The sequence below is a fragment of the Allobosea sp. P4_C6 genome (genome assembly GCF_056402015.1).
Map to the genome: position 1 here is coordinate 1 of NZ_JBFUIF010000032.1, position 21501 is coordinate 21501.

A 21501-nucleotide genomic window follows, 5' to 3' on the forward strand; every position below is an offset into this window, starting at 1 on the left:
AACCGTCGAAGCCGGCTGCTGCGGGCCCGTCGGCAGATCAGCCACCGAGGCCCGCTTCTTCCACTTCGCGACGGTCTTCTGGTTGATGCCGTAGCGCTTTGCCAGAGCCCTCAGGCTCGCTTGACTATGCTGTATCGCTCGACGGATCRCCTCCGTCGTTGTGGCGCTCCCGTGCAGAACCTGGCCCATAGTGCCTCCTTCCATCCGATGGAAAAGATCGCACCATCAAAACCTGGGATCAAACACCTAATGTCCATGGTCGCCGGTAGCACAGGGCGCGGCCATTGGGAGTGCGATGTCGAGAACTACCCGGCCGAATGGCTGGGCGACGTCAAGCACACTCACCGGGCGATCGATGACGCTCGCGGTTACGCGAATTTGCTGATCCGTTTCACAGCAGATCGGCGCTCCGATTAGCGCCCGCGCGGGAGCGACTGTCCCGCATGGCCTTCACGGTGTTGCGGGCTATCGGCCCAACCCTTCGTCTTGCAGTGCGCGCCTGAAGTCCTCGAAGCTATCGAATTTCGGAACTGGCGGAGGCCTCGATGCTGGTGGGGGCTTGATGGCGTGACCTGTGCAGTTTGAACAGGCTGACAGAACCCATCCAGATTCCCGAAGGATCGCCACCAAACCAGAGTTTCCCCTTGTTTCGAATGTCCAAGGCGGCGCTGTTCGCTCTCCCCAAAGCTCGAAACTGACATCCCCAAAATGCACGGCAGGACTCGCTTCGAGCGAAAAATCCAGATGCATGGCTTTATCTGACATGCGCCCGATCAGGGTCATGCAGAAGGGGCCATCGCAGGCCGTTTCAACCCTGATTACAAAGTAGCCGTCCCCGGTATTCCGATCAGCCAATACGATCGCTTTTTAGGGTTTCGAGCGCGCGATCGGCATCTTTCGAACGGACCTTGTTCAGCAACGCGGTTGCCGCATCTCGATATGCGGCGGGCAGTGGGTCTTCTAGCCATCGGGTATAGGCCAATGCGTGAGCCGCCGTCGAAAGCCCCGTCGCCAACACGAGAGCAAGGAGGGTTCGCGAAATGAGATGGGTCAGTCGCACATCGTCTTCAGCAGTGGCGGTCGTTACCGGCCAATATCTGGAAGGAGCGCTTTCAATTGGCAATGGCACTGCTGTGCGCTACAGGCACGCACCGGAATCAAGTCCGTCTGATGTTTCACCGCAGTTTCCTTGCTCTGATCGCGCTCCTCTCGTCGATTGCGATCGCAGAAGCCGACGAGCATGTTGGTTTCCATCGAATGCTGATCGCGATGGAGCAGCGTGCGATCGCTGCGGTTCGCGCGCGCTCGGCAAGCGAACTCCAATCGATACACAACGACATCATGTATGATGTTGTGGGAAGCGGGGCCGGGCGCTGGAAGCCAGACGCGCAGTGCTGGCCCGCCTATGTGCACCTCTGGATCCCGGTTCTGCTCTACGCCTCGGCCATCGATCCAACCATATCAACGCCAGTGCGGAGCCCGGACGAAAACGCCTCAATGGGCGACAAGGTTTGGGCCGAATATCTGCAAATGATGGAAGCTTGTGAGCGCGCGACGGGCGTCGTCGCGCAGAATCAGTCTCGGCCGAGTGTTCTGCTACGGCGTGTTTTTCCGAATGGCGAGCCGGCCGAGCGAAGACGGTAATCCTGCTGCTCTACAACCAGTTTCATCAAGCCATTTGGCACGACCGGCTGATCGGCGCGGCCGACATCTTCATCCTACGCGGGCGTATCGGCTTCATCGACCCGAACGATCAACCGACGGGGGCTTGCGCCGCTAGGCAACTATTTTGCCGTGCTGGGTGGGACCGACGAACAGGCCGCGGGGATGCTGCGGGCGTTCGATGCGACGCATCTGCCTCGGACTTTGAGGACGAGTCTGAAGGGCGAGATCAGCGGCGGTGGCGAATCTTTGTCATCGACAGGACGCATGAGGGGATGGCAGAGACGCCCTGCATCCCAAACATGCCCCCAAAGCGTTCCCCGGACTTGAGAGTCGCTGCCGAAAAAAGATGATATTTCAGATAGATAGGGGAGTGGCGGAGACGGAGGGATTCGAACCCTCGATACCCTTGTGGGGTATGCTCATTTAGCAAACGAGTGCCTTCAGCCTCTCGGCCACGTCTCCGGCGAGAGGCTCTATGCCCGATTGCAGCGCCCTTTGACAAGCCTTGCCGACAACTTCCTTCGGGTTCGCTGTGCATGTTGGCAGGAGAGGGCGTCGAGCACTCCCTTACCAAGGGAGTGCTCGGTGGGCGGCGCCCGTTCTCCAGGCGACGCTCGTTGCAACGGCGCCTTGCGTCGGCTCGCCTTGCCCCTTGGGAGCCCGCGCACTAGATTGTGTGTGTCCGTTGGGGTGCCGAAAGGCTGAGAGGTGCGCGTCGCGCCAACCCATCGCACCTGATCCGGGTAATGCCGGCGAAGGGAACGGTCTTCGGCTCGCAGACAAAGCTGCTCGCGCCTTTGGCCGCTGCCTTCCCGGGAGCAGGGAAAAGCATGGCGGCTGCATCCAGCCCTTATCGGAACATGAACGTCGCGGTGGTCGGCGCCGGTGTCGTTGGCCTTGCCTGCGCCACCGAACTGGTCGCGCGCGGGGCGCAGGTCACCATCCACGAGCGCGGTCCGCGCATCGGTGCCGCGGCCTGCTCCTGGTATGCCGGCGGCATGCTCGCCCCCTGGTGCGAGGGCGAAAGCGCCGAGGAGCCGGTGATCCGGCTCGGCCAGGAGGCAGCCGGCTGGTGGGAGCGGCACGCGGACGGGGTGGTTCGCCAGGGCACGCTCGTTGTCGCGCCGAGCCGCGATCGCTCGGAGCTGCGCCGCTTCGGCCAGCGCACCAGCCATTTCGAGGAGATCGATGGCGACGCGGTCGCAGGGCTGGAGCCCGATCTCGCCGGGCGCTTCTCGCGCGGGCTGTTCTTCGCTGACGAGGCGCATCTCGATCCGCGCAAGGCGATCGCGGCCTTGGCCGAACGCCTCCTTGCAAAGGGCGTGGCGATCCATTTCGACAGCGCGGTCGAACCGGCCGATCTCGATGCCGAGATCGTCATCGACTGCCGGGGGCTTTCGGCGCGCGATGTCCTGCCCGATCTGCGCGGCGTCAAGGGCGAGATGCTGCTGCTGAAGAGCGACGAGATCGCCCTGTCGCGCCCCGTGCGGCTGCTGCATCCGCGCATCCCGCTCTACATCGTTCCGCGGGCCGGCGGCATCTTCATGGTCGGCGCGACGATGATCGAGAGCAGCGAGCGCAGCCGCATCTCGGCCCGCTCGATGCTGGAGCTGCTCGGCGCGGCCTATGCGCTGCATCCCGCCTTCGGCGAGGCGGAGGTCGTCGAGATCGGCACCGATGCGCGCCCGGCCTTCCCCGACAACCTGCCGCGGCTGACGCGGCGCGGCCGGGTGATCCATGTCAACGGGCTCTACCGTCACGGCTTCCTGCTCAGCCCCGCCATGGCGCGGATGGCGGCGGATGCCGCGATGAACCCGCAATCACGACCGGAGATGCTGCATGACCTTGCTGCTTAACGGCGCGCCGCAGGAGATCGCCGCGAAGACGCTGGCCGAGGCGCTGGCCGAGCTCGGCTATGCCGGCCGCATCGTCGCGACGGCGGTGAACGGCGATTTCGTGCCGGCCCGCAAGCGCGCCGAAGTGACCTTGAACGACGGCGATCGCATCGAGGTCGTCGCCCCGATGCAGGGAGGCTGAAATGGCATCCTTCTACGGCTTCGAGCCGCAAAACCCGCTCTTCCTCGGCACGGCGCAATATCCGTCGCCCGCGATCCTCGCCGAGGCGGTGAAGCGCTCCGGCGTCGAGGTCGTCACCGTCTCGCTGCGCCGGGAATCGTCCGGCGGCGCGGCGGGGCAGGCGTTCTGGGCGCTGATCCGCGAGCTCGGCGTCAAGGTGCTGCCGAACACGGCCGGCTGCCACACGGTGAAGGAGGCGGTGACGACGGCGCAGATGGCGCGCGAGGTCTTCGGCACCGACTGGATCAAGCTCGAGGTCATCGGCGAGGACGATACGCTCCAGCCGGACGTGATCGCGCTGGTCGAAGCCGCCCGCATCCTCGCCGATGACGGCTTCAAGGTCTTTCCCTACACGACGGCAGGGGGCTCAACAACCCCTACGGACTGCGCACCATGCGCCAGCATTTCCCGGATATTCCGCTCGTCGTCGACGCCGGCATCGGCCTGCCCTCCCATGCCGCGCAGGCGATGGAGCTGGGCTATGACGGCATCCTTCTCAACACGGCCGTCGCCAAGGCCGGCGATCCTGCCGCGATGGCGGAGGCCTTCGCGCTCGCCATCCGCGCAGGCCGGCTCGCTTTCGAGGCGCAGCCGATCGAGGCGCGTGACATGGCAGCTCCCTCCACGCCCGTCATGGGCAAGGCCTTCCTGGCATGAAAGACCTGTCTCGCATGAAGCTCGATCCGTTCTATCCCATCTTCGACAGCGCCGACTGGCTGGAGCGGATGCTGCCGCTCGGCGTCAAGCTGGTGCAATTGCGCGTCAAGGATCGGCCCGAAATCGAGGTTGCCCGCGAGATCGCTCGCGCCAAGCGGCTCTGCGCGGCAACTGGCTGTGTGCTCGTCGTCAACGACTACTGGAAGCTCGCCATCGCGGAGGGCTGCGATTTCCTCCATCTCGGTCAGGAGGATCTCGACACCGCCGATCTCGGCGCGATCCGCAAGGCGGGCCTCAAGCTCGGCGTCAGCAGCCATGACGAGGCCGAGCTGGAGCGCGCGCTGGCGACGGAGCCGGATTATGTCGCGCTCGGCCCGGTCTATCCGACAATCCTCAAGCAGATGCGCTTCGGCCCGCAAGGGCTGGAGCGGCTTGGCGAGTGGAAGCACCGCATCGGCGACCTGCCGCTGGTCGGCATCGGCGGCATCTCGCTGGAGCGGGCGCCGGGCGTTTTCGAGGCTGGCGCCGACATCGTGGCAGCCGTGACCGACATCACGCTGAATGCCGATCCTGAGGGGCGGTTGAAAGCCTGGGTGGCAGCGACGCGGAAGCAGCTCGCATCCGCGTCCTGAACGCCGTCATCCCGGGCGACCGCAGGGAGACCCGGGATCCATTCCGGAACGCTTCCGGACCAGGCTGAGGCATGGATCCCGGATCGGCGCTGCTTTGCAGCTTGTCCGGGATGACCGCGGGGAGTTTCGGCAACGGAAGAAGAGTCTCAGCTCTCCGCTTCCGTCGACATCGTGTGCCCGTCGACATGGCCGAGGCTGCGCTCGGGGTCGAGCCGGTCGCGCACGCGCTGCTTCAGCACCTTGGAATCCGGGAATCCGCCATCGGTCTTGCGGTCCCAGATCAGCTCGCCGTCATAGGTGATCTGGAAGATGCCGCCCGTGCGCGGGATCAGCGCGACCTCGCCGAGATCCTGCCCGAAGGTCGAGAGCAATTCCTGCCCGAGCCAGGCCGAGCGCAGCATCCAGTTGCACATCGAGCAATAGGTGATGGCGATGCGGGGGGCGGGCTTGGTCTGGGTCATGATCGGTCACCGAAGCGGGAGGTCGTTTCCGACATCCCGCTTCGTGCCCCTTGATGCAAGCCCGAAAGCTGCATGGCCGATCAGCATGAAGCCGCGGACAAGCCTTTGTTTTGAATAAATAAAATCAGAAAGATCAGGCCTCTTCGATGTAACGGCGGCGCAGATGCGCCTTGAACACGGAGGCGTCGAGCGGCCGGCCCGTCGCTTCGGTGAGCAGATCGTCGGTCGGGAGCAGCGAGCCCTTGCCGTGGATATTGGCGCGCAGCCAGCCGACCAGCGGGCTGAAATCGCCCTTGCCGATGCCGGGCAGGATCCCCGGCTCGGCCCGGCAGGCGGCGTCGAAGATCTGCGCCGCCGTCATCGCGCCGAGCGTATAGGTCGGGAAATAGCCCCAGCCGCCGGAGGGCCAGTGGATATCCTGCAGGCAGCCGACCCGGTCGTCGGGCACGGTGACGCCGAGCAGGGATTTCATCCCCGCATTCCAGGCGGAAGGCAGTTCGGCGAGAGCCATCTCGTCGGCGATCAGCGCCTTCTCCAGCCGGTAGCGCAGGATGACATGGGCCGGATAGGTCACCTCGTCGGCATCGACGCGGATGAAGCCGGGCTCGACGCGCGTATAACGGTGCCACATCGCCTCGGTCTCCCAGGCGGGGCCGGCGCCGCCGAAGCTCTCGCGCATCAGCGGCGCGGCGAAGGCGAGGAACTGGCGCGAGCGACAGGCCTGCATCTCCATCAGCAGCGACTGGCTTTCATGGATACTCATGCCGCGCGCGGCGCCGACCGGCTGGTTCATATGGCCCTGCGGCCGGCCCTGCTCGTAGAGCGCATGGCCTGTCTCGTGCAGCACGCCCATCAGCGCCTTGGTGAAGTCGGCCTCATCGTAGCGCGTGGTGATGCGCACATCGTTGTCGGCACCGCCGCAGAAGGGATGGGTCGAGATGTCGAGCCGCCCGCGCTCGAAATCGTAGCCTAGCGCTGCCATCAGGCGCAGGCCGAGCGCGCGCTGTGTCTCGGTCGCGAACGGACCTTTGAGCGCCTGCACCGCCGGCCGGCGCGCCTGCACCGCCATCGCTTCCTGTGTGAAGCCGGGCAGGAAGGCGGCGAGATCGTCGAAGAGCCCGTCGATCTTTGCCGAGCTGCCGCCTGGCTCATAATCGTTGAGCAGGGCGTCGTAGGGCGAGACGCCGAGCTTCTCGCCCTTGGCCTTGCCGATCTGGCGCTGGAGGTTCAGCACCTCGGCGAGATAGGGCAGCAATCCCGCGAAATCGGAATCGGCCCGCGCCTGCCGCCAGCGCATCTCGCAGGCCGAAACCGCCTTGCTCGACGCCTCGACGAGATCGGCGGGCAGGGCGGTGTCGACCGTCCAGACGCGCCGGATCTCGCGCAGGTTGGCCTTCTCCCAGGCGCCGAGGCCGCCGTCGTTTTCGGCCTCCGCGAGCCAGCCGCCGATGCGGGCGTCCGTCGCCATGCCGTGGCGCATCACATGCAGCAGAGCCATGCTTTCGGCCCGCGTCTCGGCGGCGCCCTTCGGCATCATCGTGTCGTTGTCCCATTGCAGGATGCCGACGGCGTTGGAGAGCGCGGCGATACGGCCGAAATGGGCGGCGAGGTCGAAATAGGCGGTCATAGCGGTCCTTGGATGGTGGTCGGTTCCACAGATGAAGCACGCGGTCATCCCGGGCGACCGGAGGGCGACCCAGGATCCATGCCGGAACGTCTCCGATGTGGGTTCTGGCCATGCATCCCGGGTCTTCGCTTCGCTACGCCCGGGATGACCCGGGGCAGCCTGTGGCTGCCTCAGGCGAACAGCTTGGAATACTGTCGCGGCTGAGAGCGCAGATACTGGTTCGGCGCCTTGACGCTGGCGCCGAGCTCCGCCGCCGCATGCCAGGGCCAGCGCGGATTGTAGAGGATGCCGCGCGCCAGCCCGATGAGATCGGCTTCGCCGGTGCCGACGATCGCCTCGGCCTGCTCCGGGTCGGTGATCAGGCCGACGGCGATCGTGGTGATTCCCGTTGCCTGCTTCACGGCCCGCGCGAGCGGAACCTGGTAGCTCGGGCCGAGCGGGATCTTCTGGGCCGCCGAGAGCCCGCCGCTGGAGACATGGATGAAGTCGGCGCCGCGCGCCTTGGCTGCCTCGGAGAAGGTGATGCTATCCTCGATATCCCAGCCGCCTTCGACCCAGTCGGTGCCGGAGATGCGGAAGCCGACCGGGAAACCCGCCGGCACCACCGCGCGCACCGCGTCCAGGACTTCCAGCGGGAAGCGCATGCGGTTCTCGAGCGAGCCGCCATATTCGTCTTCGCGTCTGTTCGAGAGCGGCGAGAGGAACTGGTGCATCAGATAGCCATGCGCGCCGTGCAGTTCGATGGCTGCCAGACCGAGCCGGACGCTCCGCCGCGCCGAATCCGCGAAGGCCTCGCAGAGCCGCGCGATGTCGTCCTTGGTGAGCGCACGCGGCGGCCGCGGATAGGTCTCGAAGCCGATCGTTGAAGGTGCATGTACCGTCCAACCGCCCTCGTCGAGGCCGAGCTGGCCGCCGCCGTTCCAGGGCTGCGCGACGGAGGCCTTGCGCCCCGCATGCGCCAATTGGATCGCGATCGGCATGTCCGACCAGGCGCGGGCGGATTGCAGCGCCTTGCCCAAGGCCGCCTCCGTCTCGTCCGACCACAGGCCGAGATCGAAGGGGCTGATGCGTCCGTCCGGCTCGACGGCCGTGGCCTCGATGACGAGGAGCGCGGCGCCTGACAGTGCGAGGTGGCCGAGATGGATGGTGTGCCAGTCCGTGGCGCAGCCATCCTGCGCCGAATACTGGCACATCGGCGCGATGATGATGCGGTTGGCGAGCGTGAGGCCGCCAAGCTGATAGGGGCTGAAGAGCTGACTCATGTCGGGAGAACTTCTCGAAGAGGGCGCGTTTTCGGGCGCAGTCTAGAAGCGCTTGCCCGTGCGAAGCCAGAGGCGCGCGCGCAAAAGCGATGCGCGCTCAGGGCGGCGCTCCTCACGATTCCGCGCTTCTTATTGTGCAACCGCGAAATCGCCGTAATCTGACATACTATAAGCAGGCTTACGTTCTTGGAGATCGGTGTATGAAGCGACCCTTGCGGCGGGAATTCATATTCCAGCTCGTCGAAACCTCCCGTCTGCTGCGGACCTATGTCGATCAGCGTGCCCGCCAGCACGGCACGACACGGGCGCAATGGGGCGTGATGGCTCGTTTGCGACGGCAGGAGGGGCTGAATCAGGCGGCTCTCGCCGAGCAGATGGATTTGCAGCCGATTTCACTCGCGCGCCTGCTCGATCGCCTGCAGGGGCAGAACCTGATCGAGCGCCGCGAGGACCCGGCCGACCGGCGTGCCTATCGGCTCTACCTGACCCCGGAAGGCCGGGCGCTGGTCGACGATCTCGATCAGGTGCGCACCGCGATCGCGCAGGAGGTGCTGGGCAGCGTCGAGGAGAGTTCGATTCTTGCCGCGCTGGAGGCGTTGGCCGCCATCCGCGAGCAGACCCGTCCCCAGCGGGAAGACAAGCTGCAAGTGCCGGCTGTTGCCGGCCGGACCGCCTGAACGAGTGGAGAGAACATGAAGCGTTCAGGACTTATCGTCGGTCTGGTTCTCGTCGCGGCTGCTGCCGCGGGCGTCTGGTATGTGCGTTCCCGCGCACCCGAAGGCGCGCAGACGGCCCGCAATCGTGGTGACGGCGCGGCTGTCGCGATCGTCTCCGCCGCTGCCGTCCAGGCTGACTTCCCGGTGCGCAAGCGCGCGATCGGCTTCGTCGAGACGCCGGCGAGCGTCGTGGTGCGCTCGCGCATCGACAGCCAGATCATGGCCCAGCACGTCACCGACGGGCAGTTCGTCAAGGCCGGAGACCTGCTCTTCACCCTCGACGACCGCGACATCAAGGCTCAGATCGCCAAGGATGAGGCGATGCTCGCGCGCGACGAGGCGACCCATACCCGCAACGTCGCCGATCTCGAGCGCTACAAGCAGCTCTTCATCCGCAATGCCGGCACGCAGGCGCAGGTCGATCAGGCGACCGCGGACGAGCGCAGCTCCGCGGCCAGCATCCAGGGCGACCATGCCACGCTCGATGCCGACCGGCTCAAGCTCGGCTATACGCGGATCACGGCGCCGATCGAGGGCCGCATCGGCGCGGCCCAGGTCACGCCGGGCAACCTCGTCAGCGCCAATGCCAGCAACAGCAGCGGCGCCACCGGGCTGCTGACGATCACGCAGATGAAGCCGCTGCGCGTCTCCTTCGCCATGCCGGAGAATGAGCTGCCGACCCTGCACGGTGCGCTGGCCGCCGCCAAGCCCGTGCCGGTGACGGCCCGTGTGCCGAATTCGGGCCGCCCGCCGGTGGAGGGCAGGCTCAATTTCGTCGATTCGACGGTCGACATCACCTCTGGAACCATCACCGCCAAGGCCGCCTTCACCAATGACGACCTCACGCTCTGGCCCGGCCAGTATGTCGACGTCGAGATCATTCCGGAAACGCTGACCGGAGTCACCGTGATCCCCACCGTCGCGGTCCAGACCGGGCAGCAGGGGCCCTATGCCTTCGTCATCAAGCCGGATTCGACCGTCGACCTACGCCAGATCAAGGTCGCGCTCAGCGACGGCGACAAGACGGCGTTGACCGAGGGTATCGCGCCGGGCGAACGGGTCGTGACCGACGGACAGATGCGTCTGAAGCAGGGCACGCGGGTGCGGGAGCGTGCCGCGACGAGCGAGAAGCCGCCGCAAAGCACGCCGGTGGCGGAAGGCGCACGCTCATGAACATCTCGGCCTTCTGCATCAAGCATCCCGTCGCTACCATCCTGATGTCGGTCTCGCTGGTGCTGGCGGGGCTCTTCGCCTGGCGCTTCCTGCCGGTCGCGGCCTTGCCGCGCGCCGAGTTCCCGGTCGTCAACGTCTCCGCCCAATTGCCCGGCGCTTCGCCGGACACCATGGCGACGTCGGTCGCGACGCCGCTGGTCAAGCAGTTCGGCACCATCGCCGGCATCGACTCGATCTCGACCACGAACTCGCAGGGCTCGACCTCGATCGCGATCCAGTTCGTGCTGAACCGCGACATCGACGCTGCGGCTGCCGACGTGCAGGCCGCGATCACCCGCACCCAGCGGCAATTGCCGATCGAGATGACGACGCCGCCGAGCTACCGCAAGGTGAACCCGGCCGATGCGCCGATCATCCTGATGGCGCTGAAGAGCGATGTGGTGCCGCTCTCGCAGCTCGACGCCTTCGCCCAGCAGGTGATCTCGCCGGCGCTCTCCACGGTCGACGGCGTCGCCCAGGTCCTGATCTGGGGCAGCCAGAAATACGCGGTGCGCATCCAGATCGATCCGACCGCGCTGGCCGCGCGCGGCATCGGCCTCGATGAATTGCAGCTCGCGATCACCGCGACCAATGCCAACACGCCGGTAGGCACGATCCAGAACACGGCCCAGCAGCTCACCATCCAGGCGCAGACCCAGCTCGCCAACGCCGCCCAGTTCTCCAACGTCATCATCGCGACGCGCGCAGGCAAGCCGGTCAGGCTCGGCGATGTCGCCAAGGTGATCGACTCCGTCGAGAATACCCAGACGCGCAGCACCTATGACGGCGTGCCGGCGATCGTGCTGGCGGTGCAGCGTCAACCCGACGCCAACACCGTGGAAGTCGTCGACCGCGTCAAGGCGATGATCCCGGCTTTCGAGGAGCAACTGCCGGCCGCTGCCTCGCTTTCGCTGCTCAACGACCGCTCGACCTCGATCCGCCAGGCCGTGGACGATGTGCAGCTCACCCTGCTGCTCACCATCGCCCTGGTGATCATGGTGATCTTCGCCTTCCTGCGCCGCGTCGCGGCGACCTTCATCCCAGCAGTGGCGGTTCCGATCTCCATCATCGCGACGCTTGCGGCGATGTATCTCCTCGATTTCTCGATCGACAACATCTCGCTGCTCGGCCTCACGCTGTCGGTCGGCCTCGTCGTCGACGACGCCATCGTCATGCTGGAGAACATCGTCCGGCACATGGAGGAGGACGGGCTCTCGGCCTATGAGGCATCGCTGAAGGGCGCGAGCGAGATCGGCTTCACCATCATCTCGATCTCGCTCTCGCTGGTCGCGGTCTTCATTCCCGTGCTGCTCATGGGCGGCGTCATCGGCCGCATCTTCAACGAGTTCGCCGTGGTGGTGACGGTCTCGATCCTCGCCTCCGCCTTCGTCTCGCTGACGCTGACGCCGATGCTGTGCTCGCGCCTGCTCTCGGGCTACTCCGAGCATCATCAGGAGAACGCGCTCGGCCGCTGGCTTGAGAAGGGCTTCGACGCGATCCTCGCGGGCTATGATCGCGGGCTGAAGTTCTGCCTGCGCTTCCAGCCGCTGATGCTCCTGGCCTTCTTCCTCACCATGGCCGGCACGGTCTGGCTGCTTCAGACGGCACCGAAGGGCTTCTTCCCGCAGGAGGACATCGGCCAGCTCCAGGTTTCGACCGAGGCCCGGCAGGACATCTCCTTTGATGCAATGCTGAAGCTGCAGGCCGAGGTCGCCGATATCTTCCGCAAGTCGCCCTATGTCGCGCATGTCGCTTCGTCGGTGGGCGGCAATGGCGGCGGCGGCAGCGCGCTGAACTCCGGGCGCCTCTTCGTCGAGCTGAAGCCGCTGGACGAGCGCCCCAAGCTGCCGCAGGTTCTCGCCTCGCTCCGTCGTGACCTCGCCCAGGTGGCGGGCATCAACACCTACATGGTGCCGGTGCAGAACCTGAACATCGGCGCGCGCTCCTCGAAGAGCCAGTATCAGCTCGTCGTTCAGGGGCTGGACCAGGCGCTGATGAACGACTGGTCCTTGCGGCTGGCTGACGCCATGAGCCGTGACCGGGAGGTTTTCGCCGACGTCACCACCGATCTGCAGAACAACGCCTTGCAGGCCACGCTCACGGTCGACCGCGACAAGGCCAATGCGCTGGGCATCGGTGCCGACATCCTGCGCTCGACGCTCTATTCGGGCTTCGGCGTCCGGCAGGTCTCGACGATCTATACGACCGGCGACAACTACAACGTTGTCGTCGAGTTCAATCCGAACGAGCACTGGACGCCGGAGCGGCTGAACGCGATTCGCGTTCGCACCAAGAACGGCAATCTGGTGCCGTTCGGCGCCTTCGCCCGGATCGAGCGCACGGCAGGCCAGCTCACGGTCAACCAGCTCGGCCAGCTCCCGGCGGTGACGATCTCCTACAACCTGCCGCCCGGCGTCGCGCTCGGCGACAGCGTCAACCGCATCAATGCGCTCAAGGAGCAGATCGGCCTGCCGAAGTCGCTTTCGACCACGCTCGCCGGCACCGCCAAGACCTTCCAGGATTCGCTGGCGAACCAGGGGCTGCTGATCGCGGGCGCGATCCTGACGATCTACATCGTGCTCGGCATCCTCTACGAGAGCTTCATCCACCCGCTGACGATCCTGACCGGCCTGCCATCCGCCGCGATCGGCGCGCTCGGGGCGCTCAGGCTCTTCGACATGGATCTCTCGGTGATCGCCATCATCGGCCTGCTCATGCTGATCGGCATCGTCAAGAAGAACGCGATCATGATGATCGACGTCGCCCTCGTGCTCCTGCGGGAGGGCAAGAGTGCGCAGGAGGCGATCCATCAGGCCTGCGTGATGCGCTTCCGGCCGATCCTGATGACGACGCTGGCGGCGTTGATGGGCACGCTGCCGATAGCGCTCGGCGCCGGCGCCAGCGCGGAGCTGCGCCAACCGCTCGGCATCGCGGTGGTCGGCGGCCTGATGATCTCGCAGGTGCTGACGCTGTTCATCACGCCCGTCCTGTTCCTTTACATGGACAGGCTGTCGAACGGTCTCCTCCGGCTCGGTGGCTGGCTGCGGGGCAGCAAGCAGGATCCGGCGCAGATCACCCATCCGGCCGAGTGAAAAAACTGGCTCATGCCCTGGGCGTGAGCCAGCCGACATAGCGCACGAGCAGGCCGAAGATCGGCAGCGTCGGTTTTACGTCAAAATGGAAGCGGCTTTCGGCCTCGAGGCTCTCGGTCGCCGCCGGCCCATCATGTCTCCGGCAGGGTGAACCGATGGCGCTGGGCCGGATCGGGCATGTCGCAGGCGGTCTTTTGCCCGAAGAGGCGGTAGCGGTTGCGCGCGACACGGTCGTAGAGCCAGTCCCGCAAGGGTTTCGGCAAGAGGCGCCCCGCCAATAGCAGCCGCGCCGGCCCATCGAGATGGTCGAGCAGAGCCAGCACCCCAGCGGATTTCGCGAGCGCCCGGCCGTTTTCGATGAAGAGGAAGCTTTCAGGCGTATCGGGGTCGATGCCGTGCGCCAGTGCCAGCGCTCGCCCCTCGCGCGACTGGATCGCAACGAAGCGGATCGCATGGTCGCGCTCATGCTTCAGCGTGTAACGCACCCCGCCGGAACAAAGCACGCAGACGCCGTCATAGAGCCAGATCGGCGCGGCGCTCATATGTGCTGATCCCGGTAGCGGCCGCTCTGGTAGATCAAGCTCCCAGAGGTCGGACGAGGGTGCTCTGTGAATTCCGGGTTGAATCCGGAAGACGTGCAGTTCGCTGCGGCCTCAGGCGGCGTCGAGGCCGTAGAGCGAGTGCAGCGTGCGCACCGCGAGTTCGGTATAGGCCGCGTCGATCAGGACCGAGAACTTGATCTCGGAGGTGGTGATGGCGCGGATGTTGATGCCCTTCTCGGCGAGCGCCCGGAAGGCGCGGGCCGCGACGCCCGCATGCGAGCGCATGCCGACGCCGATCGCCGAGATCTTCACCACGTCGGTGGCACCCTGGATCTCCTGATAGGCGATCACGTCGTGCTTGCTTTCGAGTAGCGTCTTGGCGCGCTCGTAATCGGCCGTCGGCACGGTGAAGGTGATGTCGGTCGTCGCCTGGTCGTCCGAGACGACCTGGATGATCATGTCGACATTGATGTTGGCATCGGCGAGCGGGCCGAAGATCGCGGCGGCGACGCCGGGCTTGTCGGCCACGCGCCGAAGCGTGATCTGGGCTTCGTCCCGGGAGAAGGCGATGCCGGTGACGATCTGCTGTTCCACGATGTCGTCCTCGTCGCAGATGAGGGTGCCAGGATTGGGGTTTTCGGGGTCGTCGAAGGAGGAGCGCACATAGGTCGGCACGCGATGCAGCATCGCGATCTCGACCGAGCGCACCTGCAGTACCTTGGAGCCGAGCGAGGCCATTTCGAGCATTTCCTCGAAGGAGACCTTGTCCATGCGCTTGGCCTTGGGGACGATGCGCGGATCGGTGGTGTAGACGCCGTCGACATCGGTGTAGATGTCGCAGCGATCGGCCTTGAGGCCGGCGGCGAGCGCTACCGCGCTGGTGTCCGAGCCGCCGCGGCCGAGCGTGACGATGCGGTGCGTGCGCGGATTGACGCCCTGGAAGCCCGAGCAGACCGCGATCTCGCGGTTGCGGTCGAACCCGGCGAGGATGCCGGCGCCGTCGACGCCCTCGATCCGGGCCGAGCCATGCGCATCGGAGCCGTAGAGCGGAATCTGCCAGCCCTGCCAGGAGCGGGCCGGCAGCCCCATCTCCTGCAGCACGATCGCCATCAGCCCAGAGGTGACCTGCTCGCCCGAGGCGACGACGGTGTCGTATTCGGCGTGGTCGAAGAGCGGCGAGGCTTCCTTGCACCAGGCGACGAGTTCGTTGGTCTTGCCCGACATCGCCGAAACGACGATCGCAACCTCGTTGCCGGCCTCGAACTCGCGTTTGACGTGCCGCGCCGCGTTCTTGATGCGCTCGACAGTGGCGACTGAGGTGCCACCGAATTTCATCATCAGACGGGCCATGACGGTCTTTTCGGCTCTCGATAGCTGCCCCCGACGGTAAGGCCGGGTCGAAAACTCGCCCTCGCACTGGCGGCGGGGCGGGTGTAGATGACGGGCGGCAGGCGCGGTGTCAATGCGGCATCGCATAAACGAAGGACCGGTTCATGGCGGCTGCGACGGAACGCACAGGCTCGACGATCGACCCGGCCGAGGTCGCGCGCTTCGATGCGATCGCGCGCGACTGGTGGGATCCGAAGGGGCCGATGGCCGTCCTGCACAAGTTCAATCCGGTCAGGCTCGCCTTTGTGCGCGACGAGGCCTGCGCGCATTTCGGCCGCGACGCGAAGCAGATGCGGGCGCTCTCGGGCCTGAGCCTCGTCGATATCGGCTGCGGCGGCGGCGTGCTGTCCGAGCCGCTGGCAAGGCTCGGCGCCGAGGTGACGGGCCTCGACCCAGCCCCGACCAATATCGCCGTCGCCAGCGCCCATGCCGAGAAGGCCGGTCTCGCCATCGACTATCGCGAGGAGACGATCGAGGCGGTCGTGGAATCCGGCAAGCGCTTCGACATCGTGCTGGCGATGGAGGTTGTCGAGCATGTCGCCGATGTCGAGGCCTTCGTCGCCGCCTGCTGCGCGGCTGTGAAGCCTGACGGTCTGCTCGTCATGGCGACGATCAATCGCACGCTGAAATCCTATGCGTTCGCCATCGTCGGTGCCGAATATGTGCTGCGCTGGCTGCCGAAGGGAACCCATGACTGGGAGAAGTTCGTGACGCCGGACGAACTCGGCGAAGCGATCGAAGCCAACGGCTTCATGCTCGGGACGCGGACGGGCGTGGTCTACAATCCGCTGACCGGCCGTTGGAGCGCCGCGCGCGACATGGACGTGAACTACATGCTCGCCGCCAGCCGGAGCGGTTGAACCGCTGCGCGGGGGCATCGCAATCGCGCTGCGGGATTGACTCTCACGGCCGGACGACCGCGGCAACGACCAACAGGACAAGCCCCGATCCGACCGCGATCGCCGCGCGCAATGCGTTGGCATCGATGCGCGTCGGAATGCCGAAACGGTGCCAAAGCCATGCGCCGGCGTAGGCGCCGATCAGGATGAACCCGGCGTTGAACATGATGCCGAAGCCGGCGTTTCCGAGCAGCATGTCGGAAATCCAGCCGAACAGCAGCGCGCCGAGCAAGATCATCGTCACGACGATGAGGATCGAGAGGAGCGGCAGGTCCGGCAGGCCGATCATCATCAGCAGACTGCGCATCGCTTCCCCTCCGTGTCCCGCCGGCGCGCAGGATGGGGCCCAACGGTGAAGAAACCGCAAGCGCCCAGTGGAGTTGGATTTTGCGTTGCGGCGTGATTCCTTAGATGAATGGCGCAGCGCAGCATATGGTGCATGATCGGCGGATAATCCCGCCCGCGATGTCCTAGGCTTCGCGACGGACGGATCAGAGCAGGGGAGACGACCATGTCGAAGTCGCAGGCTGCCGTGAAACCGTTGAAGGACCTCTACGAACTCGACGAGTTGCCGCCGCTCGGCCATGTCCCGGAGAAGATGTACGCCTGGGCGATCCGGCGCGAGCGTCACGGGCCGCCGCAGGATAGCTTTCAGGTCGAGGTCGTGCCGACCTGGTCGATCGGCGAGGAGGAGGTTCTGCTCCTCGTGATGGCCGGTGGCGTCAACTACAACGGCATCTGGGCCGGGCTCGGCCAGCCGATCTCGCCCTTCGACGTCCACAAGGGTTCGCTGCATGTCGCCGGCTCCGATGCCTCCGGCATCGTCTGGGCCGTCGGCTCCAAGGTGAAGCGCTGGAAGGTCGGGGACGAGGTCATCGTTCACTGCAACCAGGATGACGGCGACGACGAGGAGTGCAATGGCGGCGACCCGATGTTCTCCCCCTCCCAGCGCATCTGGGGCTACGAGACGCCGGACGGCTCCTTCGCGCAGTTCTGCCGGGTGCAGTCGCGCCAGCTCATGCTGAAGCCGAGGCACCTCTCCTGGGAGGAGTCCGCCTGCTACACGCTGACGCTGGCGACCGCCTACCGCATGCTTTTCGGCCATGCCCCGCACACCATCAAGCCGGGCGACAACGTGCTCGTCTGGGGCGCCTCTGGCGGTCTCGGCGTCTTCGGCGTCCAGCTCTGTGCGGCGTCGGGCGCCAACGCCATCGGCGTCATCTCCGACGAGACCAAGCGCGATTACGTCCTGGGCCTCGGCGCCAAAGGCGTGATCAACCGCAAGGATTTCAACTGCTGGGGCCAGATGCCCACGGTCAATTCGCCGGAATACGCGGAATGGACCAAGGAAGCCCGCAAGTTCGGCAAGGCGATCTGGGACATCACCGGCAAGAAGGACGTCGACATCGTCTTCGAACATCCCGGCGAGGCGACCTTCCCGGTCTCCTGCCTCGTCGCCAAGCGCGGCGGCATGGTGGTGTTCTGCGCGGGGACCTCGGGCTTCAACATCACCTTCGACGCCCGCTATGTCTGGATGCGGCAGAAGCGCGTCCAGGGCTCGCATTTCGCCCATCTCAAGCAGGCGAGCGCGGCCAACCAGTTCGTGCTGGACCGGCGCATCGACCCCTGCATGTCCGAGGTCTTCCCCTGGGACAAGATCCCGCTCGCCCATCACAAGATGTGGAAGAACCAGCACGCGCCGGGCAACATGGCCGTGCTCGTCTATGCGCCGCGCACCGGCCTCAGGACCTATGAGGATGTGGCCGAGGCGCTCGGCAGATAATCCGATTGCAAAACAGGATCGGTTTCCGTATTGACTGATTGCAAAATGAGATCAGTCAGGAGGAAGCCGTGTCGCTGACGCTCTATGCCCATCCCTTCTCGTCCTACAGCCAGAAGGTGCTGATCGCGCTTTACGAGAACGACACGCCCTTCACCTATCGCGTGCTCGGGCCCGAGGATCCGGAGGCCGGTGCCGAATGGGCTGCCCTGTGGCCGATGAAGCGGATGCCGGTTCTGGTCGATGCCGGCACGGCGGTGCTGGAATCGACAGTCATCATCGAGCATCTCGGCCTGTTCCATCCTGGGCCGGTGCGGCTGCTGCCGGCCGATCCGAAAGCCGCGCTCGCCGTCCGCATGATGGATCGCTTCTTCGATAACTACGTCATGACGCCAATGCAGGCGATCGTCTTCGACCATCTGCGGCCCGCCGGGGAACGCGATCCCTATGGCGTCGCCAGGGCGCGCGAGCAGCTGGACGACGCCTATCGCTGGCTCGACGGGGCGCTCACACAGCGCCATTGGGCCTGTGGCGACGACTTCACCCTGGCCGATTGCGCGGCCGCGCCGTCGCTGTTCTATGCCGATTGGGTTCACGGGATCGACACCGCATTCGGCCATGTCCGCGCCTACCGTGCCCGGTTGCTGGAGAGGCCATCATTCGCGCGGGCGGTCGATGAAGCCCGGCCCTTCCGCAAGCTGTTTCCGCCCGGCGCTCCCGAACGCGACTGAGAGGCCTTGCCCCTCGGCAGGGACATGGGGCAGGCGCGCTGGCGCTCTGTATCGGTGGGCGCATCGGCGATAGACACGCCGAGGTCCGGCGGTCCCAGGTTTCAATGTCCTCGCCCTTCATCCTGCGCGCGATACCGCTGGTCTTCACCTTCCTCTGGTCGACGGGCTGGATCGTCGCCGGCTATTCGGCACGCTATGCCGATGCATTGACCTTTCTCGCCGTGCGCTTCGCCAGCGCGGCGCTGCTCGTCTCGCTGCTGGCGCTGGCGATGGGCGCACCCTGGCCGCGCAGCTGGCGCGCGCTGCGCGACGCGGCGATCTCCGGCATCCTGCTACACGGCATCTATCTCGGCTGCCTCTGGTGGGCTGTGCGCCACGGGCTTCCGGCGGGTATCTCCGGGCTCATCGCCGGCCTGCAGCCGGTGCTGACGGCATTGTTCGCTCCGGTGATGCTGGGGGAGCGCATCTCGGGCGTCCGCTGGCTCGGCATCCTCTGTGGCTTCGCCGGCATCGCGATCGTGCTGGAGCCCCAGCTCGCCGGTGTCCAGCCCGCCGCACTGTGGGGCATCCTCGGGCCGATCCTGATCAACGTGATCGGCATGTTCTCCGTGACCTTGGGTTCCTTCTATCAGAAGGCGCACGTCTCCTCCGGCGACCTGCGAACGGTGACGGCGATCCAGTATGTCGCCGCCTGCCTCGTCGTGCTGCCCTTCGCCTTTGCGTTCGAGCCGATGCACATCGAATGGAACCTGACCATGCTGCTGGTGCTGGCATGGTCTGCCGTCGTGCTCTCGCTCGGCAGCATCGGACTCTACTTCTTCATGATCCGCCGCGGCGAGGTCTCGCGCATCGCGACCTTCCTCTATCTCGTGCCCGCGCTGGTCGCCGTGGAGGCCTGGATTCTCTTCGGCGAGACGCTCTCGCCGCTGCAGATCGGCGGCATGGCCGTCACCATCCTCGGCGTCGTCCTGGCGAGCCGGAAATAGCCTCCGCAAAAAGGAGGATTTCGGTTTCGCTAGAACTCCCCTTATGCTGCGCCGCAACAAAGGGGAGGTCGAAATCATGGGCGCCAGCATCGCCACCAAGCCGGAAAGCCGGGCCAATGCGATCGAGCTGATCGGCGCGGCATTGCCGGGTTTCGAGACGCTGTTCCAGGAAGCGGTCGCGTCGGTCCGGCAGAAGGTGCTCGTCGACGGCCGCATCTCCTCGGCGCGGCTCGAGGCGGAGCAGCATGCGGCGCACGGACTGTCCTGGCTCGCGACCTATGTCGCGGCGTTGCGCGAGCTCAAGGCCTATGGCGAGCGGCTGCAGGGCGAGGGGCGCTACGGTGCCGTCGAGGACTACGCGCTGCGGATCGGCGCCGGTGAATATGCCGCGCAGATCTTCGGCGGCATTCCGATGAGCCAGGGCGAGATCGTCCGTTTGCCGGCGCTCGGCCTGTCGCAGAAGGCCATTGCCACCGCTCACTCGGATGCGGCCGAGGCCCTGATCGCGGAGGGTAACACGCCGGAGAACCGCGCCCGCTTCGTTGCGCTGTTCAGCCAGGATCAGGGCGCGGCCAGCGTCGGCGATCCCGGCCTCGACGAGACGCTGGAGGCTATCCGCTCGGAGATGCGCCGCTTCTGCGCTGCGGAGGTGACGCCCCATGCCCATGAATGGCACCTCGCCAACGAATACATCCCGATGCCGGTCGTCGAGAAGATGGCCGAGCTCGGCGTCTTCGGCCTGACGATCCCCGAGGAATTCGGCGGCATGGGGCTGTCGAAGGTCTCGATGTGCGTCGTCTCGGAGGAGCTGTCGCGCGGCTATATCGGCGTCGGCTCGCTCGGCACCCGTTCCGAGATCGCGGCCGAACTCATCCTCTGCGGCGGTACGCCCGAGCAGAAGGAAAAATGGCTGCCCAAGCTCGCGTCGGGCGAGGTCCTGCCGACCGCCGTCTTCACAGAGCCGAACACCGGCTCCGACCTCGCCTCGCTCCGCACCAGGGCGGTGAAGGAAGGCGAGGGGGAGGACGTCTGGAAAGTCCATGGCAACAAGACCTGGATCACCCATCCCGTCCGCGCCGACATCATGACGCTTCTGGTCCGCACTGATCCGTCGGAGCCGGGCTACAAGGGCCTCTCGATGCTGATCGCGGAAAAGCCGCGCGGCACCGATGAGGACCCCTTCCCGGTGGCGGGCCTGACCGGCGGCGAGATCGAGGTGCTCGGTTATCGCGGCATGAAAGAATACGAGCTCGCCTTCGACGGTTTCGCGGTCAAGGCCGAGAACCTGCTCGGCGGCGTGCCGGGGCAGGGCTTCAAGCAGCTCATGCAGACCTTCGAGGCGGCGCGCATCCAGACGGCGGCACGTGCCATCGGCGTGGCGCAATCGGCCTTCGACCTCGGCTTGCGCTACGCGCAGGAGCGCATCCAGTTCGGCAAGCCGCTGATCGCCTTCCCGCGCGTCGCCGACAAGCTCGCAATGATGGCGGCCGAAATCCTGATCGCCCGGCAGCTCACCTATTTCGCCGCACGCGAGAAGGACGCCGATCGGCGCTGCGACCTCGAGGCCGGCATGGCCAAGCTGCTCGGCGCCCGCGTCGCCTGGGCGGCCGCCGACAACGCCCTGCAGATCCATGGTGGCAACGGCTTCGCGCTGGAATACCCGGTGAGCCGCGTGCTCTGCGACGCCCGTATCCTCAACATCTTCGAGGGCGCGGCCGAAATCCAGGCGCAGGTGATCGCGCGCCGTCTGGTGGAGGAATAGGCTCGGCCGGCG

Annotated in this window: 18 protein-coding genes, 1 tRNA gene, 2 pseudogenes and 1 riboswitch; of the genes and pseudogenes, 13 read left to right on the top strand and 8 right to left on the bottom strand. The window is 65.9% G+C overall.

What is annotated here, in order from left to right:
• Nucleotides 1–189, bottom strand: a pseudogene (locus tag AC1DVA_RS20045) (IS481 family transposase); the annotation flags it as partial.
• A gap of 933 nt (nucleotides 190–1122) precedes the next feature.
• On the opposite strand from AC1DVA_RS20045, the gene AC1DVA_RS20050 reads away from it, so the two are divergent.
• The gene (locus tag AC1DVA_RS20050; protein WP_476807021.1) at nucleotides 1123–1644 is read left to right on the top strand and encodes a hypothetical protein; all 522 of its coding nucleotides are present in this window, start codon (nucleotides 1123–1125) and stop codon (nucleotides 1642–1644) included.
• A gap of 392 nt (nucleotides 1645–2036) precedes the next feature.
• On the opposite strand, the gene AC1DVA_RS20055 is transcribed toward AC1DVA_RS20050, so the two are convergent.
• Nucleotides 2037–2127: transfer RNA gene (locus AC1DVA_RS20055), tRNA-Ser, on the bottom strand.
• A 214-nt stretch (nucleotides 2128–2341) separates the two neighbouring features.
• Nucleotides 2342–2443: riboswitch (TPP riboswitch) on the top strand.
• A gap of 82 nt (nucleotides 2444–2525) precedes the next feature.
• On the opposite strand from AC1DVA_RS20055, the gene thiO reads away from it, so the two are divergent.
• The 4 genes and pseudogenes from thiO (at nucleotide 2526) to AC1DVA_RS20075 (ending at nucleotide 5030) form a co-directional block, all read left to right on the top strand.
• Nucleotides 2526–3521: a glycine oxidase ThiO gene (gene thiO, locus AC1DVA_RS20060; RefSeq protein ID WP_476807050.1), complete on the top strand. Its 996-nt coding sequence runs from the start codon at nucleotides 2526–2528 to the stop codon at nucleotides 3519–3521.
• Complete coding sequence (gene thiS / locus AC1DVA_RS20065; protein ID WP_476807022.1) at nucleotides 3505–3702, top strand: sulfur carrier protein ThiS; 198 nt, start codon at nucleotides 3505–3507, stop codon at nucleotides 3700–3702. Before thiO ends, thiS begins: the two co-directional genes overlap by 17 nt.
• 1 nt (nucleotide 3703) lies before the next feature.
• Nucleotides 3704–4398, top strand: a pseudogene (locus tag AC1DVA_RS20070) (beta/alpha barrel domain-containing protein).
• Nucleotides 4399–4412: 14 nt separating this feature from the next.
• Entirely contained in the window at nucleotides 4413–5030 is a 618-nt protein-coding gene (locus tag AC1DVA_RS20075; protein ID WP_476807051.1) for a thiamine phosphate synthase, read from the top strand.
• Nucleotides 5031–5176: 146 nt separating this feature from the next.
• Here AC1DVA_RS20075 and AC1DVA_RS20080 read toward each other — a convergent pair whose 3' ends face one another.
• From AC1DVA_RS20080 to AC1DVA_RS20090, 3 genes are all read right to left on the bottom strand, one after another.
• Nucleotides 5177–5491 (bottom strand): Rdx family protein, encoded by a 315-nt coding sequence (locus AC1DVA_RS20080; protein ID WP_265052739.1) that lies wholly within the window; start codon nucleotides 5489–5491, stop codon nucleotides 5177–5179.
• Nucleotides 5492–5624: 133 nt separating this feature from the next.
• Entirely contained in the window at nucleotides 5625–7118 is a 1494-nt protein-coding gene (locus AC1DVA_RS20085) for a carboxypeptidase M32 (protein WP_476807023.1), read from the bottom strand.
• A gap of 170 nt (nucleotides 7119–7288) precedes the next feature.
• Nucleotides 7289–8380 carry an NADH:flavin oxidoreductase/NADH oxidase gene (locus AC1DVA_RS20090; protein ID WP_476807024.1) on the bottom strand — a complete coding sequence of 364 codons (1092 nt, stop codon included), beginning with the start codon at nucleotides 8378–8380 and terminating at the stop codon, nucleotides 7289–7291.
• Nucleotides 8381–8580: 200 nt separating this feature from the next.
• On the opposite strand from AC1DVA_RS20090, the gene AC1DVA_RS20095 reads away from it, so the two are divergent.
• The 3 genes from AC1DVA_RS20095 to AC1DVA_RS20105 are packed head-to-tail and all read left to right on the top strand — an operon-like array spanning nucleotide 8581 to nucleotide 13400.
• Nucleotides 8581–9057: a MarR family winged helix-turn-helix transcriptional regulator gene (locus AC1DVA_RS20095; protein WP_476807025.1), complete on the top strand. Its 477-nt coding sequence runs from the start codon at nucleotides 8581–8583 to the stop codon at nucleotides 9055–9057.
• A gap of 15 nt (nucleotides 9058–9072) precedes the next feature.
• Nucleotides 9073–10269, top strand: coding sequence for an efflux RND transporter periplasmic adaptor subunit (locus AC1DVA_RS20100; protein ID WP_476807026.1), 1197 nt, complete (start codon nucleotides 9073–9075; stop codon nucleotides 10267–10269).
• A complete protein-coding gene (locus AC1DVA_RS20105) occupies nucleotides 10266–13400 on the top strand; it encodes an efflux RND transporter permease subunit (RefSeq protein WP_476807027.1) in 3135 nt (1044 codons plus the stop codon). The genes AC1DVA_RS20100 and AC1DVA_RS20105 overlap by 4 nt, the downstream gene beginning before the upstream one ends.
• A gap of 131 nt (nucleotides 13401–13531) precedes the next feature.
• Here AC1DVA_RS20105 and AC1DVA_RS20110 read toward each other — a convergent pair whose 3' ends face one another.
• Both AC1DVA_RS20110 and AC1DVA_RS20115 read right to left on the bottom strand, forming a co-directional pair.
• Nucleotides 13532–13942, bottom strand: a complete 411-nt coding sequence (locus AC1DVA_RS20110; protein WP_476807028.1) for a thiol-disulfide oxidoreductase DCC family protein — start codon at nucleotides 13940–13942, stop codon at nucleotides 13532–13534.
• Between the two features lie 111 nt (nucleotides 13943–14053).
• Nucleotides 14054–15292 carry an aspartate kinase gene (locus AC1DVA_RS20115; protein WP_476807029.1) on the bottom strand — a complete coding sequence of 413 codons (1239 nt, stop codon included), beginning with the start codon at nucleotides 15290–15292 and terminating at the stop codon, nucleotides 14054–14056.
• 143 nt (nucleotides 15293–15435) lie between these two features.
• Between AC1DVA_RS20115 and ubiG the strand changes: the two genes are divergently transcribed.
• Nucleotides 15436–16191, top strand: a complete 756-nt coding sequence (ubiG, locus tag AC1DVA_RS20120) for a bifunctional 2-polyprenyl-6-hydroxyphenol methylase/3-demethylubiquinol 3-O-methyltransferase UbiG (protein ID WP_476807030.1) — start codon at nucleotides 15436–15438, stop codon at nucleotides 16189–16191.
• Between the two features lie 43 nt (nucleotides 16192–16234).
• Here ubiG and AC1DVA_RS20125 read toward each other — a convergent pair whose 3' ends face one another.
• A complete protein-coding gene (locus AC1DVA_RS20125) occupies nucleotides 16235–16537 on the bottom strand; it encodes a hypothetical protein (protein WP_476807031.1) in 303 nt (100 codons plus the stop codon).
• Nucleotides 16538–16741: 204 nt separating this feature from the next.
• On the opposite strand from AC1DVA_RS20125, the gene ccrA reads away from it, so the two are divergent.
• The 4 genes from ccrA (at nucleotide 16742) to AC1DVA_RS20145 (ending at nucleotide 21489) form a co-directional block, all read left to right on the top strand.
• Nucleotides 16742–18013 carry a crotonyl-CoA carboxylase/reductase gene (gene ccrA / locus AC1DVA_RS20130; RefSeq protein WP_476807032.1) on the top strand — a complete coding sequence of 424 codons (1272 nt, stop codon included), beginning with the start codon at nucleotides 16742–16744 and terminating at the stop codon, nucleotides 18011–18013.
• A gap of 68 nt (nucleotides 18014–18081) precedes the next feature.
• Nucleotides 18082–18741, top strand: coding sequence for a glutathione S-transferase family protein (locus AC1DVA_RS20135; protein WP_476807033.1), 660 nt, complete (start codon nucleotides 18082–18084; stop codon nucleotides 18739–18741).
• Between the two features lie 104 nt (nucleotides 18742–18845).
• Nucleotides 18846–19727, top strand: a complete 882-nt coding sequence (locus AC1DVA_RS20140; RefSeq protein ID WP_265052752.1) for a DMT family transporter — start codon at nucleotides 18846–18848, stop codon at nucleotides 19725–19727.
• Between the two features lie 76 nt (nucleotides 19728–19803).
• Complete coding sequence (locus AC1DVA_RS20145) at nucleotides 19804–21489, top strand: acyl-CoA dehydrogenase family protein (RefSeq protein ID WP_476807034.1); 1686 nt, start codon at nucleotides 19804–19806, stop codon at nucleotides 21487–21489.
• The last annotated feature ends 12 nt before the right edge of the window (nucleotides 21490–21501 follow it).

Bases quoted from the DNA above. Each gene is read 5' to 3' on its own strand.
- thiS (WP_476807022.1), top strand. From the start codon at position 3,505: ATGACCTTGCTGCTTAACGGCGCGCCGCAGGAGATCGCCGCGAAGACG.
- AC1DVA_RS20080 (WP_265052739.1), bottom strand. From the start codon at position 5,491: ATGACCCAGACCAAGCCCGCCCCCCGCATCGCCATCACCTATTGCTCG.
- AC1DVA_RS20050 (WP_476807021.1), top strand. From the start codon at position 1,123: ATGGCACTGCTGTGCGCTACAGGCACGCACCGGAATCAAGTCCGTCTG.
- AC1DVA_RS20095 (WP_476807025.1), top strand. From the start codon at position 8,581: ATGAAGCGACCCTTGCGGCGGGAATTCATATTCCAGCTCGTCGAAACC.
- ubiG (WP_476807030.1), top strand. From the start codon at position 15,436: ATGGCGGCTGCGACGGAACGCACAGGCTCGACGATCGACCCGGCCGAG.
- AC1DVA_RS20145 (WP_476807034.1), top strand. From the start codon at position 19,804: ATGGGCGCCAGCATCGCCACCAAGCCGGAAAGCCGGGCCAATGCGATC.
- AC1DVA_RS20085 (WP_476807023.1), bottom strand. From the start codon at position 7,118: ATGACCGCCTATTTCGACCTCGCCGCCCATTTCGGCCGTATCGCCGCG.
- AC1DVA_RS20105 (WP_476807027.1), top strand. From the start codon at position 10,266: ATGAACATCTCGGCCTTCTGCATCAAGCATCCCGTCGCTACCATCCTG.
- AC1DVA_RS20115 (WP_476807029.1), bottom strand. From the start codon at position 15,292: ATGGCCCGTCTGATGATGAAATTCGGTGGCACCTCAGTCGCCACTGTC.
- AC1DVA_RS20075 (WP_476807051.1), top strand. From the start codon at position 4,413: ATGAAGCTCGATCCGTTCTATCCCATCTTCGACAGCGCCGACTGGCTG.
- AC1DVA_RS20110 (WP_476807028.1), bottom strand. From the start codon at position 13,942: ATGAGCGCCGCGCCGATCTGGCTCTATGACGGCGTCTGCGTGCTTTGT.
- AC1DVA_RS20140 (WP_265052752.1), top strand. From the start codon at position 18,846: ATGTCCTCGCCCTTCATCCTGCGCGCGATACCGCTGGTCTTCACCTTC.
- AC1DVA_RS20125 (WP_476807031.1), bottom strand. From the start codon at position 16,537: ATGCGCAGTCTGCTGATGATGATCGGCCTGCCGGACCTGCCGCTCCTC.
- AC1DVA_RS20100 (WP_476807026.1), top strand. From the start codon at position 9,073: ATGAAGCGTTCAGGACTTATCGTCGGTCTGGTTCTCGTCGCGGCTGCT.
- ccrA (WP_476807032.1), top strand. From the start codon at position 16,742: ATGTCGAAGTCGCAGGCTGCCGTGAAACCGTTGAAGGACCTCTACGAA.
- AC1DVA_RS20090 (WP_476807024.1), bottom strand. From the start codon at position 8,380: ATGAGTCAGCTCTTCAGCCCCTATCAGCTTGGCGGCCTCACGCTCGCC.
- thiO (WP_476807050.1), top strand. From the start codon at position 2,526: ATGAACGTCGCGGTGGTCGGCGCCGGTGTCGTTGGCCTTGCCTGCGCC.